Raw genomic sequence first — 15,847 nt, 5'->3', positions numbered from 1 at the left:
CCCGTAGCCGGGTCGTTCCACAGCACGCGCTCCACACGGCGTGCCGCATCAGCGCTGCCGTCACAGCAGATCACCATGCCGGAATGCTGCGAGAAGCCCATTCCAACGCCGCCGCCATGATGCAGGCTGACCCATGTCGCACCCGATGCCGTATTCAACAGGGCATTCAGCAGGGGCCAATCCGATACGGCGTCCGAGCCGTCCTTCATCGCCTCCGTTTCCCGGTTGGGCGATGCGACGGAGCCGGAGTCCAGATGATCGCGGCCGATGACGACGGGCCCTTTAAGCTCGCCATTGGCGACCATTTCGTTGAAGGCGAGGCCAAGCTTGTGGCGATCTCCAAGACCCACCCAGCAGATGCGCGCCGGCAGCCCCTGAAACGCGATGCGCTCCCGCGCCATGTCCAGCCAGCGATGCAGATGCTGGTTGTCGGGCAGCAGCTCCTTCACCTTGGCGTCGGTGCGGTAGATGTCCTCCGGGTCCCCAGAAAGGGCTGCCCAGCGGAAAGGCCCGATGCCCCGGCAGAACAGCGGACGGATATAGGCCGGCACGAAGCCGGGGAAGGCGAAGGCGTTTTCCAATCCTTCGTCCTTGGCCACCTGGCGGATGTTGTTGCCGTAATCGAGCGTCGGCACTCCGGCCTCATGGAAGGCCAGCATGGCCTCGACATGCGTGCGCATCGATGCGCGCGCCGCCTTCTCCACGGCCTTGGGGTCGCTTTCGCGCTTCGCCTTCCATTCGGCGATGCTCCAGCCCACGGGAAGATAACCGTTGATCGGATCGTGCGCGGAAGTCTGGTCGGTCACGATATCCGGGCGGATGCCGCGCTTGACCATTTCCGGAAGGATTTCGGCCGCGTTGCCGAGAAGTCCGACGGACTTCGCCTCGCCGGCTGCCGTCCAGCGCTGGATCATCTCCATCGCCTCGTCCAGCGTGTCCGCCCTTTCGTCGACATAGCGGGTGCGCAGGCGGAAATCGATCGATTCCGGATTGCATTCGACGGCCAGGCACGAGGCGCCTGCCATGACGGCGGCCAGCGGCTGCGCGCCGCCCATGCCGCCGAGCCCACCCGTCAGCACCCAGCGCCCCTTGAGGCTGCCGCCATAATGCTGGCGCCCGGCCTCCGCGAAGGTCTCGTAGGTGCCCTGCACGATGCCCTGGGTGCCGATATAGATCCACGAGCCGGCGGTCATCTGGCCGTACATGGCAAGGCCGCGTCGATCCAGCTCGTTGAAATGATCCCAGGTGGCCCAGTGCGGCACCAGATTGGAATTGGCGATGAGAACGCGCGGCGCATCCGCATGGGTGCGGAAGACGCCCACCGGCTTGCCGCTCTGCACCAGAAGCGTCTCGTCCTCCGCCAGCGCGCGGAGCGCCGAAACGATCTTGTCGAAATCGTCCCAGGTGCGGGCTGCCCGGCCGATGCCGCCATAGACGACCAGCTCGTTGGGATTTTCGGCAACCTCCGGATCGAGGTTGTTCATCAGCATGCGCAACGGGGCTTCCGTCATCCAGCTTTTTGCCGTCAGTTCGGGCCCATGGGGGGCGCGGACGATGCGGGTGTTGTGGCGGCGGGAATCCGTGGTCATGCATCACCTTTCAGTTCGGCGGCGAGGGCATCGATGCGGTTGAGAAGGGCCGACAGCGTATCGCGAAGCGGTGCAGCGCGGGCGTCGTCGTAGGCGAAGGGAGGGCTTTCGGCGGCAAGATGCGTGGCCTGCGCCAGTTCCATCTGGATGGCGTGGACCCCGGTCTGCGGCTGGCCGTAGTGGCGGGTCGTCCAGCCGCCGCGAAAGCGTCCGTTGACGACATGGGTGAAGGTGGGTGCGGCGGCGGCCGCGACGTCCGCTGCCGCCTGCTGGATCGAGGGTACAGCCGTCTTGCCATTGTCGGTGCCGATGTTCAGGTCGGGCAGCCGGCCCTCGAACAGATGGGGGATGACCGAGCGGATCGAATGACAATCATAGAGGATGGCAACGCCGTGCCGCCGGCGCACGCGCTCGATCTCGGCGCGAAGAGCGGCGTGATACGGCGCATGGAACTGCTCCAGCCGCATGGCCCGGTCGTCCTCTGTCGGCTCTTCGCCCGGCTTCCAGATCGGCTGGTTGTCGAAATCCGTCAGCGGGATCAGCCCGGTCGTGTTCTGTCCCGGATAGAGGCTTGCGCCGGACGGGTCGCGATTGGCATCGATGACATAGCGGTGGAACGTCGCTTCCACATGCGTCGCGCCGGCCAGCAGGCCATGGTACAGCGTCGGCAGATGCCAGTCGGTATCGCGCAGCAAATGCCCTTGCGCGTTGAAGCGCGCGGCGATCTCGTCGGGCACCAGCGTACCGGAGTGGGGATAGGCAAGGATGACGGGCCCGTCGCCCTGCCTGACCTTAAAGACGCTCATGCGGCGTCCTCCAGCGTCGGAAGGAGGCCTCTGGACACGGCATTCGTCAGGCTGCCATCCTCTACCATCGCGGCGGCGGCCGCCAGGTCGTTTGCCATGTAGCGATCCTCGTCGAGGGTGGCTATGCGGCTGCGGATCGCGGCCTGCGCTTTCAGAAGTTCCGTGCCCGTCTTCAAGGGGTGGCGAAACTCGACACCCTGGGCGGCCGTCAGCGCCTCGATGCCGACGATACCGAACAAATTGGCCGTCATAAGCTGAAGCCGACGCGCACCGTGGCAGGCCATGGAGACATGGTCTTCCTGATTGGCGGAGGTGGGCGTGGAATCCACCGATGCCGGATGCGACATCTGCTTGTTTTCCGACATCAGCGCGGCGGAGGTGACCTCCGCGATCATCAGTCCGGAGTTCAGCCCGGGATTGCGCGCCAGAAAGGCCGGCAGGCCGAAGGACAAAGCAGGGTCCACCAGAAGCGCGATGCGCCTTTGTGCGATGGCGCCGATCTCGCAGACGGCAAGGGCGATCTGGTCGGCCGCAAGCGCGACCGGCTCCGCATGGAAATTGCCGCCCGACAGAACCTGTCCGTCAGACAGGACGAGGGGGTTGTCGGTAACGGCATTCGCCTCGATGCGCAGCGTGCGCCCCGCCTGCCGGAGCAGGTCCAGGCAAGCGCCGTCGACCTGCGGCTGGCAGCGGATGCAATAGGGATCCTGAACGCGCTCGTCGCCCTCCAGATGGCTGTCGCGGATCTGCGAGCCGGCAAGAAGCCCGCGCAGGGCCGTTGCGGCATCGATCTGCCCCTGGTGGCCGCGCAGCAGGTGGATTTCTTCGTGGAAGGGCGCGGACGAGCCCATGGCCGCGTCGGTGGAGAGGGCCCCCGTCACCAGCGCTGCCGCCGATGCCCGATGCGCCCGGAACAGTCCTGCCAGCGCCAGCGCAGTCGAAACCTGCGTGCCGTTGATCAGGGCAAGGCCCTCCTTGGCGGCCAGCACGACCGGTTCCAGTCCGTGCCGCTGCAAGGCGTCTCCCGCGGCCATGTCGACGCCATCCACGCGCACCCTGCCTTCGCCGATCATGGCAGCCGCCATATGTGCCAGCGGGGCCAGGTCGCCCGACGCGCCCACCGAGCCCTGGCCCGGGATGACCGGCAAAATCCCGTGCGCCAGCATGGCCTCGATCAGTTCCACGATCTGCGGGCGCACGCCCGACGCGCCCCTGCCGAGGGAGATGAGCTTGGTGGCCATGATCAGCCGTACGATGGGGTCGGGTAGCTGCTCGCCGACGCCGCAGCAATGCGACAGGATGAGATTACGCTGCAAAGTCGCGACGTCGCCCGCCGCGATGCGCACGCTGGCCAGTTTGCCGAAGCCGGTATTGACGCCATAGACGGCGTCGCCGCCGCCGGCGATCTCCGCGATGCGGGCGGCGGCGGCCGCGATGGCCGGCCGAAAGGCGGCGTCCAGCGTTACCGACCCGCTGCCGCGATAGATGGATTCCAGCGTCGCCAGTGTGACCTTGCCGGGTGTGAGGATGATGCTCATTGCGAAGACCCGAGAATGATTGCGTGAAGCGGGTTGAAGCCGATGCGGTAGGACAGTTCGGCGGGATGTGCGATCGACCAGATGGCGATCTCCGCGCGCTTGCCCGCCTGCAGCGTTCCGATCTCGTCCTCCAGCCCCAGTGCCCTGGCGGCATGGCGGGTGACGCCCGCCAGCGTTTCCTCCGGCGTCATGCGGAACAGGGTCGCGCCCATATTCATGGCCATGAGCAGGGAGGTGAGGGGCGATGTCCCGGGGTTGCAGTCCGTTGCCAGCGCCATCGGCACACCGGCCGCACGAAGGGCGGCAACCGGCGGAGCCTGCGTTTCCCGCAGCGTGTAATAGGCGCCGGGCAGCATCACCGCCACGGTGCCGGCCCGCTGCATGGCGGCAATGCCGGCATCGTCCAGATATTCGAGATGGTCGGCCGACTGGGCGCCGAAGCCGGCCGCCCTCGCTGCGCCGCCGAGATTGGACAATTGCTCCGCATGCAGCTTGACCGGCAGGCCGAGCCTGGCGGCATGCTCGAAAACGCGGGAAACCTCGGCCACGGAAAAGGCGATGCCTTCGCAGAAGGCATCGACGGCGTCGATGAGGCCTTCCGCTGCGCCGGCATCCATGCCGGGCAGAACGACCTCGGCGATATAGTCATCGGCGCGCTGCTTGTACTCGGGCGGCAGGCTGTGTGCGGCAAGCCAGGTGGTCCGCACCCGGACCTGCCTTTCGCGGCCGAGTTGGCGGGCGGCACGCAGCATGGCGAGCTCGGCGTCGATGGTCAGCCCGTAGCCGGACTTGATCTCGACCGTGCCGACGCCTTCCGCCAGAAGGGCGTCCAGGCGCGGCCGGGCTGCATCGGCCAACGCTGCCGCGTCCAACGCGCGCGTCGCCGCTACGGTAGAGATGATGCCGCCGCCGGCCCGGGCGATCTCCTCATAGGACTTGCCCGTCAGCCGCATCTCGAACTCGCGGGCCCGGTCGCCGCCGAAAACCAGATGCGTGTGGCAGTCGATCAGCGCCGGCGTCGCGACGCGGCCACCCTGGCTTTCCGCCGCTACGCCACGGAAGCGCTCGGGCAAATCCGCGATCGGGCCCGCATAGGCGATGCGGCCGTCCTCCAGCGCAAGTGCGCCGTCCTTGACTGTCCCGTAGGGCTCTGGCCCGGCCATGGTACAAAGCGTGAGATCGGTCAGAAGGCGTATGGCCACGGCTCATCTCCCTGATGCGTCATTTCACGTGAAACGCTATTATGTATAGACATAAAAAGTCAATCGGGCATAATCCCGGCCTGACGTGATGGAGGCAGCAGCATGCGTATCAAAGCCGCGACAGCCCTGACACCGGATGGATGGCGCGACGACCTCGTCGTCACCATCGGCAGCGACGGCAGGATCAAAGCCGTGGAGCCGGCTAAGGATCATGCGTCCGACCTGTCCGTTCCGGTGCTGCTGCCGGCCCTGTCCAATCTGCACAGCCATACGTTTCAACGTGCCATGGCGGGCCTGACCGAATGGCGGGGGCCGGCTGGGCGGGACAGCTTCTGGACCTGGCGCGAATTGATGTATCGCTTTCTCGACGTGCTGACGCCCGACGAGATCGAGGCCATCGCGGCGTTTGCCTTCATGGAGATGCAGGAGGCGGGCTTTGCCGCGGTGGCCGAGTTCCATTACCTGCATCGCGCGCCCGGCGGCGTGCCTTACGACAATCTGGCCGAGCTTTCGGAGCGGATCATCGCCGCGGCGGGCGATAGCGGCATCGGCCTGACGCTGCTGCCCGTGCTGTATCAGCAGGGCGGGCTGGATGGGCGGCCCCTGGCCGGCGGCCAGCAGCGCTTTTTCAACGATACGGATTCCTTCCTGCGGCTCGTCTCGGATGCCGAAACGGCGCTCGCCCGCCTGCCGGGCGATGCGGCGCTGGGCATTGCGCCGCATTCGCTGCGCGCGGTATCGGCGCAAAGCCTTGCCGAGGCTGCGGCGTTGCGCAAATCCGGCCCGCTTCACATGCACATCGCGGAACAGGAACTCGAGATAGAAGAGGTGGTGGCCGCCACGGGCGCGCGTCCGGTGGAATGGCTGTTCGACAATCACGACGTGGATGCGCGCTGGTGCCTGATCCACGCCACCCACATGACGCAGGACGAAACGGAACGACTGGCGCGCAGCGGCGCGGTGGCCGGCCTGTGCCCGGTGACCGAGGCCAATCTGGGCGACGGCATCTTCAACGGCGTCGATTATCTTTCGGCCGGCGGCCATTTCGGCATAGGCTCTGATTCCAACATCCGCATCTCGACGGGGGAGGAATTGCGACAGCTCGAATATTCCCAAAGGCTGAAGCATCGGGGCCGGGCCGTGCTTGCCGAGCCCGGCGGATCCGTCGGCCGCCGCCTCTACGATGCCGCCCTGGCCGGTGGCGCGCGGGCGCTCGGCCGTGACAGTGGCGCCATCGCCCCCGGCAAGTGGGCGGATCTCGTCGCGCTGGATGCCGGCCGCCTGGCGGGCTCCGGCAAGGGCGACGGCCTGATCGACGCGTTCGTCTTCACCGCCGATTCCCGCGCCATAACGGATGTGTGGTCGGCCGGGCGACACAGCGTGCAAGCCGGGCGGCATGTGGCACGCGCGGCGCTCGAGGCGCGCTACGCCAGGACGCTGTCGCGGCTGACGCAGCTTTCATGAACGAGCGGGTATCCTTTCGCACCATCAAGGACGAGATCGCCCGGCGCATCGGCGACAAGGTCTGGCCGCCGGGCACGCTCATCCCCGGCGAGGCGGCCCTGGCGGACGAGTTCGGCGCGGCGCGGGCCACCGTCAACCGCGCTTTGCAGGAGCTGGCGCGCACCGGCCTTCTGGAGCGCAAGCGCAAGGCCGGCACCCGCGTTGCGCTGAACCCCGTCCGGCAGGCCCGGCTGTCCATCCCCATCGTAGGGGAAGAGATCGCGGCGCTCGGCCAGACCTATGATTATGCTTTGCTGACGCGCACCGAGCACGCCGCCGGCCCGGCCGATGCGCGCCGGCTGGGCGTGCCCGTGGGGCGGCCCGTTCTGGCTATCGCATGCCTGCATCGCGCGGACGGCAAGCCATATCAGTACGAGGACAGGCTCATCAGCCTCGACGCCGTCCCGACCGCCCGGGACGAGGCCTTTCGTGCCATCGGCCCCAATGAATGGCTGGTCAACAACGCGCCCTTCTCCTATGCGGAACTCAGCTTCCTGGCGGCTGCCGCAACCGAGGCGGAGGCGGGTTATCTTGCCCTGCCGGCAGGCCAGCCGGTTTTCGTGGCAGAGCGGCTGACCTTCATCCTGACGCGGCCGATCACCCATGTGCGGATGGTGCATCCGCAAAGCCATCGGCTGCGCACCATCATCTGATCACGGCTTGGCCTGCGGCATGGCGACGGCACGTCCGACATAGTCCGGGCGCGGCAGGTGGGCGGCACGCTGCGCCACGCCATTTAGCGCTGCCGCCACGGCCGGCGGCGCAGGCGCGGCGCGCTCGGCCGTGACATGCAGCAACATGTGCTCCGCCGTTGCCAGTGTCGCGCCGGCCTCGTCCGTGATCGCATGTGCAAGGTGCAGCCGCTTTGCGTCATGCCCCAGAAGGAAGGTCTCGACATCGAGGCGCTGGCCGGCGCGGGCCTGGCCCAGATGCCGCAGATGGCTCTCGACGGTGTAGTAGCTGCTTCCGCCTGCCACATAGTCTGCATCGACGCCGATCAACCGCAGGAAGGCGTCCGTCGCCTCGCCGAAAAGCTGGAGATAGCGGTGCTCCGTCATGTGGCCATTATAGTCGATCCAGGCGGGGCTGACCGTTGCCGACAGCAGCCTCAGACGGCCGCCCGCGTCGGGTGAAGGCGACGCGCTTGCCTGCAATGTCTGCTCGAACTCGGCCAGCAGCCGGCCCGCGCCCCAGCCCTTGCCGCCGTCGCCGGCTTTCAGGGATTGCAGGATGCCGACCAGGTTTTCGTCGCGCAGGCGTTCCAGCTCGCGGATCGACAGCCCGCCGGCCTGGGCGTCCGACTGGGCGGCGATCTTGTCGACAAGCGCCGCGTCCATCTCGGGCACGTCGGTCAGCCTGGTCCATGGCCAGGCGAGGCACGGTCCGAACTGCTGAAGGAAATGCCGCATCCCGGCTTCGCCCCCGGCAATGCGATAGGTTTGGAAAAGGCCCATCTGTGCCCAGCGCAGGCCGAACGAGTAGCGGATCACGTCATCCAGCGTTTCGACGTCGCAGACATCGTCCTTGACGAGCCACAGCGCCTCGCGCCACAGGGCTTCCAGAAGCCGATCGCCGACAAAGGCCTCGATCTCCCGGTGGATGACGACGCCCTTCATGCCAATGGCCTGCAGGGCGGTCTGTGCCCGCCCGAGGACCGCCTTGTCCGTCTGCTGCCCGCCCACCAGTTCCACCAGCGGAAGAAGATAGACAGGATTGTAGGGATGGGCGACGAACAAGCGCTCCGGATGCGCCATCTCGGCCTGCAGGTCGGTGGGCAGGAGCCCCGACGTCGACGATCCGATTATCGCGCCGGGCTGCGCGGCGGCATCGATCTCAGCCAGAACGCTTCGCTTGAGGTCCAGCCGCTCGGGCACGCTTTCCTGTATCCAGTCCGCCGTCGCTACCGCCTCGGCAAGGCTGTCATGAAAGACAAGGCGGCCGCGCGGCGGCAGCGGCGCGTAAGTCAGCATGGCATAGGCGCGCTCGGCATTGGACACCACCTCGCCGACGATGCGCTGCGCGTCCGGGTGGGGGTCGAACACGTCCACATCGATGCCGGCCAGCAGGAACCGGGCCACCCAGCCCCCGCCGATGACGCCGCCACCGACACAGGCGGCCCGTCCGATTGCCGGGCCCGTCATCGCACGACCTCGCGTTTGGTGAGCTTCAGCTTCTCGCGGACGGCTTGCGGCCCGACGATGCGGGCCCCCATGCCCTCCACCACGCGCACGGCGGACTCCACCAGTTCGGCATTGGTGGCGAACCGGTCTTTGCCAAGGCGCAGATTGTCCTCCAGCCCGACGCGCACATTGCCGCCGGCAAGCACCGCGGCGGCGGGCCAGGCCATGGCGTTGCGGCCGATGGCGAAGGCAGAGAAGGTCCAGCCGGCCGGCATGGCGTTCACCATTGCCAGATAGGTGTTGAGATCGTCGGGCGCGCCCCAGGGAATACCCATGCAAAGCTGAACCAGCACCGGGTCTTCGATCAGGCCCTCTTCCGCCAGTTGCCGCGCGAACCAGAGATGGCCGGTATCGAAGGCCTCGATCTCGGGGCGCACGCCCAGCGCGGTGATCTGCCGGGCCATCTCGCGCAGCGTGCCCGGCGTATTCACCATGACATAGTCGCCAAGGTTGAAGTTCATGGTGCCGCAATCCAGCGTGCAGATTTCCGGCCGGCATTCGGCGATATGGGCAAGCCGTTCCGTGGCCCCGGCCATGTCGGTGGCTGCCTCGTTCACGGGGAGGGGGCGTTCGACGCTTCCGAAGACGAGGTCGCCGCCCATGCCTGCCGTCAGGTTCAGCACCACATCCACATCCGCATCACGGATTCGCTCCGTGACTTCGCGGTAGAGTGCCCTGTCGCGGGCGGGCTTGCCGGTTTCCGGGTCACGGACGTGGCAATGCACGATGGCCGCGCCGGCCTTGGCCGCATCGATGGCCGATGTGGCGATCTCGGCCGGCGTGACCGGGACATGCGGCGAGCGCCCGGCCGTGTCGCCGGAACCCGTCACCGCGCAGGTGATGAAGACGTCGCGGTTCATGGAAAGCGGCATCGTCTGACCTTCCGTTGCTGGAAATGCTCGGGAAAGGGTGGACGAGAGGAAGAAGCCGCATCACACTGTCTGCGAAACCCGTTTGACATTATGCGATGCGATGATCTTCACCGAGACCGACGATACGCTGGACGTTTCCCTCCTGTTGTTTCCGGGCTTCTCCCTTATGTCGCTTGCCACGGCGCTGGACCCGCTGCGCGGCGCCAACCGGGTTCTTGGCCGGGAAGCCTATCGTTGGCGGCTGTTTTCCATGGATGGATCGGCGCCTTGCGCCAGTTGCGGCGTGCCGGTGGCCGTCGAAGGCCGTTTCGATGCCGATGCCTGCGGCCCGCTGCTGGTCCTCGTTGCGGCTTTCGGGGCAGAGCGGCAGGCGACGCCCGAAACGCTGATGGCCGTCCGAAAGGGCGTCCGCCGCGCCGACATGGTGTTCGGCGTCGAGGCCGGCGCCTGGGTGCTTGCGCTGGCCGGCCTGCTGGACGGACGGCGCGCCACGACCCATTGGGAGGATCTGGAGGATTTCGCGGCGCGCTTTCCGCATGTCGAGGTGGTGCCCGACCGGTTCGTCGGCGACGGTGCCATCTACACCACGGGCGGCGCCACGCCGGCGCTGGACCTGATGTTGACGCTGATCCGCGCGCGCAACGGCTATTCCGCCGCGCTCGACGTGGCGAGCCTGTATATCTACGAGGAAATGCGGGCCGCGGGCGATACCCAGCCCGTCGTTTCCCTGGGGCGTATCCGCCGGCACGAGCCGCGCGTCGCCGAGGCAATCCGCATCATGGAGACCCATCTGGACCGGCCGTTGACGATGGCCGCCATCGCGCTGCGCGTCGGCCTGTCCACACGCAATCTGGAGCTTCTGTTCCGGCGCATGGTCGAGATGTCGCCGGCGGCCTATTTCCTGAAATTGCGGATCGCCCAGGCGCGCCGCCTTGTGGTGGATACCAATCTGTCGATGGCCGAAATCGCCGATCGCAGCGGCTTCTCGTCCATCTCGGCGCTGTCGCGCGCCTTCCGCCGCCATTACGGGCAGGCGCCCTCCGCGGCGCGGAGGGGGCGCGGCTGATCAGCCGCCGAGGCTGGCTTCCACGGCGGCAAGGCCGGGTTGCCCGTCCAGCGTGGTCACGCCATCGAGCCAGCGGGCCAGCGTCTCCGGGTTCTCCTTCAACCACGCAAGGGCGGCCGCATCCGGCTGCATGCCCTTGTCGATGATGTCGCTCATCAAGCGGTCTTCCATGGCGACGTCGAAGACGAGGTTGGACAACAGCGCGCCGAGGTTCGGGCAATCGGTGGAAAGGCCCTTCCGGGTTACCGTCTGCACGGTGGCGCCGCCGTCATCGGGGCCGAACACGTCGTTGCCGTCGGCCAGATAGGCGAGATCGTGGTTGAGGTTCATCGGGTGCGGCTGCCAGCCGAAAAACAGGACATCGCCATTCTGGCGCATGCGCGAAGACACCTGCGCCAGCATGGCTTGTTCGCTGGATTCCACCAGGACGAAATCGCCGAGGCCGAACGTATCGTCGGTGATCATCTTTTGGATGGTCTCGTTGGCGCTGCTGCCGGCCTCGATACCGTAGATCTGCCCTTCCAGCTTGTCCTTGAAGCCGTCGATGTCGGCATAGGTCTTCAAACCGGCATCGTAGGTGGACTGCGGGACGGCAAAGCCGATGCGCGCGCCCGTCAGGTTGACGGCGGCCACTTCGATGGCGCCGGAATCGATCAGCGGGGTCGCGATGGGCTCCTGCAGCGGCATCCAGTTGCCCAGGAAGACGTCGGTGTCGCCCTGCTCGAGCGCCCGGAAGGTGATCGCCACCGAAAGCACGGACACGTCCGGGCTGTAGCCGAGGGCAGTCAGGAGTTCGTTGGCGACGGCCGTCGTGGCCGTGATGTCCGTCCAGCCGACATCGGAAAACCGGGGGGCCGCACAGGCCGAGCCATCGGCGGCGGTGGCCGGTACCGTCAGGATGGACATTGTTGCAAGGATGACAGGGGTCAGCCGCATCATGCGCGCTTCCTTCTTCTGTGCGCCGCAGCGCAGATCATGGGATATGGAGGCGTATGGTGCGGGGAAGGTTAGCGGCATTCTCAAGTGTCGATTGACGCACGGCGCAGTCGAATTGCCCAAATGCGAAAAGCGGGCCGGTTCGAATCACGGGGCGTCTTGCGCTGCGACAAAAAGGTTTTCACGCCTTCGGCACTTTTTCGGGGTTTCGCCGTTATGAGATCGATAGTCGGGAACATGACGGTCCGACGACAACCGGGAACGCTTGCCGCATGACCTATCGCATCATGATCGTCGAAGATGAGTTCCTGATTGCCATGGATCTTGAGGATCTGCTGTCCGAGGCGGGCTTCGAAGTGGTCGGGATCGCGACCGACACGGAGGCCGCACTGGCCCTGGCGCGTGAGACGCCGGTGAACGCGGCGATCATGGACGTCAATCTGGCGCGCGGCACCTGCGGCATCGAAACGGCTCGCCGCCTGCGCGCCGAACTGGACATACCGTCCCTTTTCGTCAGCGCGCAGATCAATGAAAAGCTCCGCTCCGTCGCTGCCGATGCCAAGCCGCTCGGCTTCGTGACAAAGCCTTACATGCCCGACGAAATCGTCGCCAAGCTGGGCGCCGCCTGACCGAACGGACAGACGGCGCAGGCCCCTATAGCTCGGACGCCACCGCCTCGATGGCGTCGCGTGTCGCCTGTGCGACCCTGTCGGCTTCCTCGCGCGTCAGGCAGAAGGGCGGGGCAAAGCCCAATATATCCCCTTGCGGCATGCCGCGCCCGATGACGCCGCGCTCGAACAATGCGGCGGCTATGCGCGGACCGACCTTCAGCGCCGGATCGAAGAAGATCCTGTCATCCTTGTCGGCCACGAATTCCACCGCGGCCAGCATGCCCTCTCCGCGTACGTCACCCACCAGCCTGTGGCCGGATACCGCCGCCGACAGCGCCTCGCGCAGGTAGGCGCCGGTGTCCCGCGCGTTCGCGATCAGGTCGAGCCGGTCGATCAGTTCAAGGTTGGCGATGCCCGCCGCCGCACACAGCGGGTGTGCCGAGTAGGTCCAGCCATGGCCGAGGACGCCTTTGGCGTCGGAGCCCTGCACCAGGACGTTCCAGACCTTGTCGGACACGATGGTTCCCGAAAGGGGCAGGTAGGCGGAGGTGAGTCCCTTTGCGATGGTGATCAAATCGGCCTCGATGCCGTAATGGTCCGATCCAAACATGGAGCCGAGACGGCCGAAACCGGTAACGACCTCGTCGGCCACCAGCAGGATATCGTACTTCTTCAGCACCGCCTGGATCTTCTGCCAGTAGCCGGCCGGCGGCGGCACGATGCCACCGGTGCCAAGGACCGGCTCGCCGATGAAGGCGGCCACGGTGTCCGGCCCTTCGGCAAGGATCATCTCTTCCAGCTTGTCGGCGCAATGCTGCGAGAACTGCTCCTCGTTCATGGAGCGGTCTTCGCGGCGGAAGTAATAGGGCGCCTCGGTGTGCAGCACGGGCGCGCGCGGCAGGTCGAACGCGTCGTGGAAAAGCTGCAGCCCGGTGAGGGAGCCGGTCATGATCCCCGAGCCGTGATAGCCGCGCCAGCGCGAGATGATCTTCTTCTTTTCCGGCCGGCCCAGCACGTTGTTGTAGTACCAGATCAGCTTGATGTTCGTTTCGTTGGCATCCGAGCCGGACAGACCGAAATAGACCCTGCTCATATTGGCCGGGGCGCGGTCGACGATCATCTTCGCCAGACGAATGGACGGCTCGGAGCCGTTGCCTGCATAGGCGTGGTAATAGCTGAGCTTGTGGGCCTGCTCTGCGATGGCGTCGGCGATCTCGTGCCGGCCATAGCCGACATTGACGCAATAAAGGCCGGCAAAGGCATCGAGGCTCTCGCGGCCGTCGCGGTCGACGATGGTGCAGCCTTGACCGCCCTCGATGATGCGGTTGGGCGTTTCGCCGCGCGCATGCATGCCCGCATGTGTGGACGGATGGAAGAAATGATCGCGGTCGTAGGCGTTCAATTCATTGTCGCGGCTGGCCTGGTCGAGCATCATGGCGATCTCCTTGCGTGAAACTTTTGGGGAGCCTTGTCCTCAGGCGAGGTCGAGGCAGACATATTTGAGGTCGGTGAACGCCTCGAGGCCGTGTCGTGACCCCTCGCGGCCGAGGCCGGATTGCTTGACGCCGCCAAAGGGAACGGGCGCACCGGTGATCTTGACCCGGTTTACCGCGACCATGCCGTATTCCAGCGCCGAAGACAGGCGCGCGGCACGGGCGGCATCGCGTGTCACGACATAGGCGACAAGCCCGTATTCGCTGTCGTTCGCCCGCGCGATCACCTCGTCCTCCGTATCGAAGGGGGTGATGGCGGCAACGGGCGCGAAGGTCTCCTCGCGCATGATCAGGGCATCGTCCGGCACGTCCGCCAGGACGGTGGGAGCAAAATACAGCGGGCCCGGCCGGCCCGCCGTTCCGCCGGCCATAAGGCGTGCCCCGCGCCCCTTTGCATCGGCGACATGCTCCGCCGCCTTGGCAACCGCGCGCTCGTGCATCAGCGGGCCGATGTCCACGCCGGCATCCAGCCCGTTGCCGAGCTTCAGCGCCCTGGTCCGGTCTGCGAAACGCTCGACGAAGGCGTCGTATAGCGCGCGCTGGACGTAGATGCGGTTGGCTGCAAGGCAGTCCTGGCCGGATGTCGCGAATTTCGCGTCCATGGCGATATCGACGGCCCGCTCGATATCTGCATCCTCGAACACGATGAAGGGGGCGTGGCCGCCGAGTTCCATCACCAGCCGCTTGACGCTCGGGGCGCACTGCGCGGCGATCATGCGGCCGATCTCGGTGGAACCGGTGAAGCTGATGGCGCGCAGGCGCGTATCGGCGCACATCGTGCCGACGATCGTCGCGGCCTCTCCGGTGAGGACATTGAAGAGACCGGGGGCAAAGCCCGCACGCTCGGCCAGCTCGGCAAGAGCCAGGGCGGACAGCGGCGTATGGGAGGAGGGGTGGGCAACCACGCTGCAGCCCGCCGCCAGCGCCGCGGCGGCCTTGCGCGTCAGCATCGCGGAAGGGAAGTTCCAGGGCGTGACCAGGCCGACGGCGCCGACCGGCACCCGGGACACGCTCATGGCGGCGCCGGGCAGATGGCTGGCGACGCCTTCCGCCGATACGCGCTTGCCTTCCTCTGCGTAGAAGGAGACGAACGATGCCGCATAATCGATTTCGCCCAGCGACTCGGCCAGGGGTTTGCCCTGCTCCAGCGTCATGATGAGCGCCAGATCGTCTTTGGCGGCAAGGATCAGGTCGTGCCAGCGCATCAGAATTGCCGCGCGGGCCTGCGGCGTCAGCGCCTGCCACGGCTTCAGGGCCGCCTGCGCGGCCTCGACGGCCTTGGTGGTCATCTCCGCTCCCAGCGTCGAAACATAGGCAAGGGGCGTGCCGGAAGCCGGGTCGCTCACGGGGAAGGCAGCGCCGGACGGCTCCCGCACCCAGCGGCCATCGCAATAGCCGTTATCCCGCAGCAAGCGCCTGTCGGACAGGCGGTCCAGCGCGGCATGGGTCTGGTGTCGGGCGAAACAGGCGCTCATCTCGTCGAATCCCCTTGTGGTGGAGATTCGAGCCTAGGCGGGAGCGGTGCCCTGTTTGGTCTTTTCTGGTGCCCGCCCGCGGAGACAATCTCTCAAGACCGTCGCCGGGGCAGAGACAATCTCTTCCGGTCCGGTCGGGATCAGAAGCTTTTGGAATATTGCAGGAAGCCCGTCCGGTCGGCCACCTGGTCGTACAGCTTCATGGCGGCGCGATTGGTTTCGTGCGTCAGCCAGTACACGCGCGATGCGCCGGCCTTGGCCGCTTCGGAATAGACGAAATCGATCAGCTTGCGGCCGAGGCTGCGGCCGCGCATGCCCTCGGCCACGAACAGATCCTGCAGGTAGCAATAGTCGCCGACAGTCCAGGTGGACCGGTGAAAGATGTAGTGGACGAGGCCGAGCGGCTTGTCGTCCTCGAAGGCCAGCACGCCGAACATCGGCTCGGCCGGGTCCAGCAGCCGCGCGAACGTCTTCTCGGAAACGTCACGCGGAATCTCGACCTTGTAGAAGCGCTGATAGCCCTCCCACAGGGTAAGCCACGCGTCCTTGTCTTCCGGTCGGATCAGTCGGTTCATG

General features: G+C 66.4%; 14 protein-coding genes. 4 read left to right on the top strand and 10 right to left on the bottom strand.

Going from position 1 to position 15,847, the window contains the following annotated elements; all coding sequences use genetic code 11:
* The 4 genes from hutU to hutI all read right to left on the bottom strand — a co-directional run.
* The coding region (gene hutU, locus AUL31_RS17805) for a urocanate hydratase (RefSeq protein ID WP_060609689.1) at positions 1-1,589 on the bottom strand (1,589 nt) is incomplete at its 3' end.
* The gene (gene hutG / locus AUL31_RS17800; RefSeq protein ID WP_060609686.1) at positions 1,586-2,395 is read right to left on the bottom strand and encodes an N-formylglutamate deformylase; all 810 of its coding nucleotides are present in this window, start codon (positions 2,393-2,395) and stop codon (positions 1,586-1,588) included. The genes hutU and hutG, both read right to left, overlap by 4 nt.
* On the bottom strand, positions 2,392-3,933 hold the full coding sequence (gene hutH / locus AUL31_RS17795; protein WP_060609683.1) for a histidine ammonia-lyase: 1,542 nt from the start codon (positions 3,931-3,933) through the stop codon (positions 2,392-2,394). Before hutH ends, hutG begins: the two co-directional genes overlap by 4 nt.
* Positions 3,930-5,096, bottom strand: coding sequence for an imidazolonepropionase (gene hutI, locus AUL31_RS17790; RefSeq protein ID WP_060609707.1), 1,167 nt, complete (start codon positions 5,094-5,096; stop codon positions 3,930-3,932). The genes hutH and hutI overlap by 4 nt, the downstream gene beginning before the upstream one ends.
* Positions 5,097-5,237: 141 nt before the next feature.
* Here hutI and AUL31_RS17785 point away from each other — a divergent pair, with 141 nt between their 5' ends.
* The gene (locus tag AUL31_RS17785; RefSeq protein WP_060609680.1) at positions 5,238-6,599 is read left to right on the top strand and encodes a formimidoylglutamate deiminase; all 1,362 of its coding nucleotides are present in this window, start codon (positions 5,238-5,240) and stop codon (positions 6,597-6,599) included.
* Complete coding sequence (locus AUL31_RS17780; RefSeq protein WP_060609677.1) at positions 6,596-7,291, top strand: GntR family transcriptional regulator; 696 nt, start codon at positions 6,596-6,598, stop codon at positions 7,289-7,291. The genes AUL31_RS17785 and AUL31_RS17780 overlap by 4 nt, the downstream gene beginning before the upstream one ends.
* Here AUL31_RS17780 and AUL31_RS17775 read toward each other — a convergent pair whose 3' ends face one another.
* Both AUL31_RS17775 and AUL31_RS17770 read right to left on the bottom strand, forming a co-directional pair.
* The gene (locus AUL31_RS17775; RefSeq protein WP_060609674.1) at positions 7,292-8,779 is read right to left on the bottom strand and encodes a carnitine 3-dehydrogenase; all 1,488 of its coding nucleotides are present in this window, start codon (positions 8,777-8,779) and stop codon (positions 7,292-7,294) included.
* Complete coding sequence (locus AUL31_RS17770; RefSeq protein WP_060609672.1) at positions 8,776-9,690, bottom strand: beta-keto acid cleavage family enzyme; 915 nt, start codon at positions 9,688-9,690, stop codon at positions 8,776-8,778. The genes AUL31_RS17775 and AUL31_RS17770 overlap by 4 nt, the downstream gene beginning before the upstream one ends.
* 100 nt (positions 9,691-9,790) lie before the next feature.
* Here AUL31_RS17770 and AUL31_RS17765 point away from each other — a divergent pair, with 100 nt between their 5' ends.
* Positions 9,791-10,756, top strand: a complete 966-nt coding sequence (locus AUL31_RS17765; RefSeq protein ID WP_060609669.1) for a GlxA family transcriptional regulator — start codon at positions 9,791-9,793, stop codon at positions 10,754-10,756.
* Here the strand turns inward: AUL31_RS17765 and choX are convergent, their stop codons facing one another.
* Complete coding sequence (choX, locus tag AUL31_RS17760; RefSeq protein ID WP_060609666.1) at positions 10,757-11,695, bottom strand: choline ABC transporter substrate-binding protein; 939 nt, start codon at positions 11,693-11,695, stop codon at positions 10,757-10,759.
* A gap of 269 nt (positions 11,696-11,964) precedes the next feature.
* Here choX and AUL31_RS17755 point away from each other — a divergent pair, with 269 nt between their 5' ends.
* Complete coding sequence (locus AUL31_RS17755; protein ID WP_060609662.1) at positions 11,965-12,321, top strand: response regulator; 357 nt, start codon at positions 11,965-11,967, stop codon at positions 12,319-12,321.
* A gap of 25 nt (positions 12,322-12,346) precedes the next feature.
* Here AUL31_RS17755 and AUL31_RS17750 read toward each other — a convergent pair whose 3' ends face one another.
* The 3 genes from AUL31_RS17750 to AUL31_RS17740 form a co-directional block, all read right to left on the bottom strand.
* Positions 12,347-13,735 (bottom strand): aspartate aminotransferase family protein, encoded by a 1,389-nt coding sequence (locus tag AUL31_RS17750; RefSeq protein WP_060609704.1) that lies wholly within the window; start codon positions 13,733-13,735, stop codon positions 12,347-12,349.
* A gap of 42 nt (positions 13,736-13,777) precedes the next feature.
* On the bottom strand, positions 13,778-15,271 hold the full coding sequence (locus tag AUL31_RS17745; RefSeq protein WP_060609660.1) for an NAD-dependent succinate-semialdehyde dehydrogenase: 1,494 nt from the start codon (positions 15,269-15,271) through the stop codon (positions 13,778-13,780).
* A gap of 140 nt (positions 15,272-15,411) precedes the next feature.
* Positions 15,412-15,846: a GNAT family N-acetyltransferase gene (locus tag AUL31_RS17740; protein WP_143190286.1), complete on the bottom strand. Its 435-nt coding sequence runs from the start codon at positions 15,844-15,846 to the stop codon at positions 15,412-15,414.
* Position 15,847: the final 1 nt, after the last annotated feature.

Origin of the sequence: Aureimonas altamirensis, from assembly GCF_001463885.1 — a bacterium.
Taxonomy (GTDB): Bacteria; Pseudomonadota; Alphaproteobacteria; order Rhizobiales; family Rhizobiaceae; genus Aureimonas; species Aureimonas altamirensis.
Note: the sequence above shows the minus strand (reverse complement) of the source record. Positions and strands in the feature narration are given on the sequence as shown.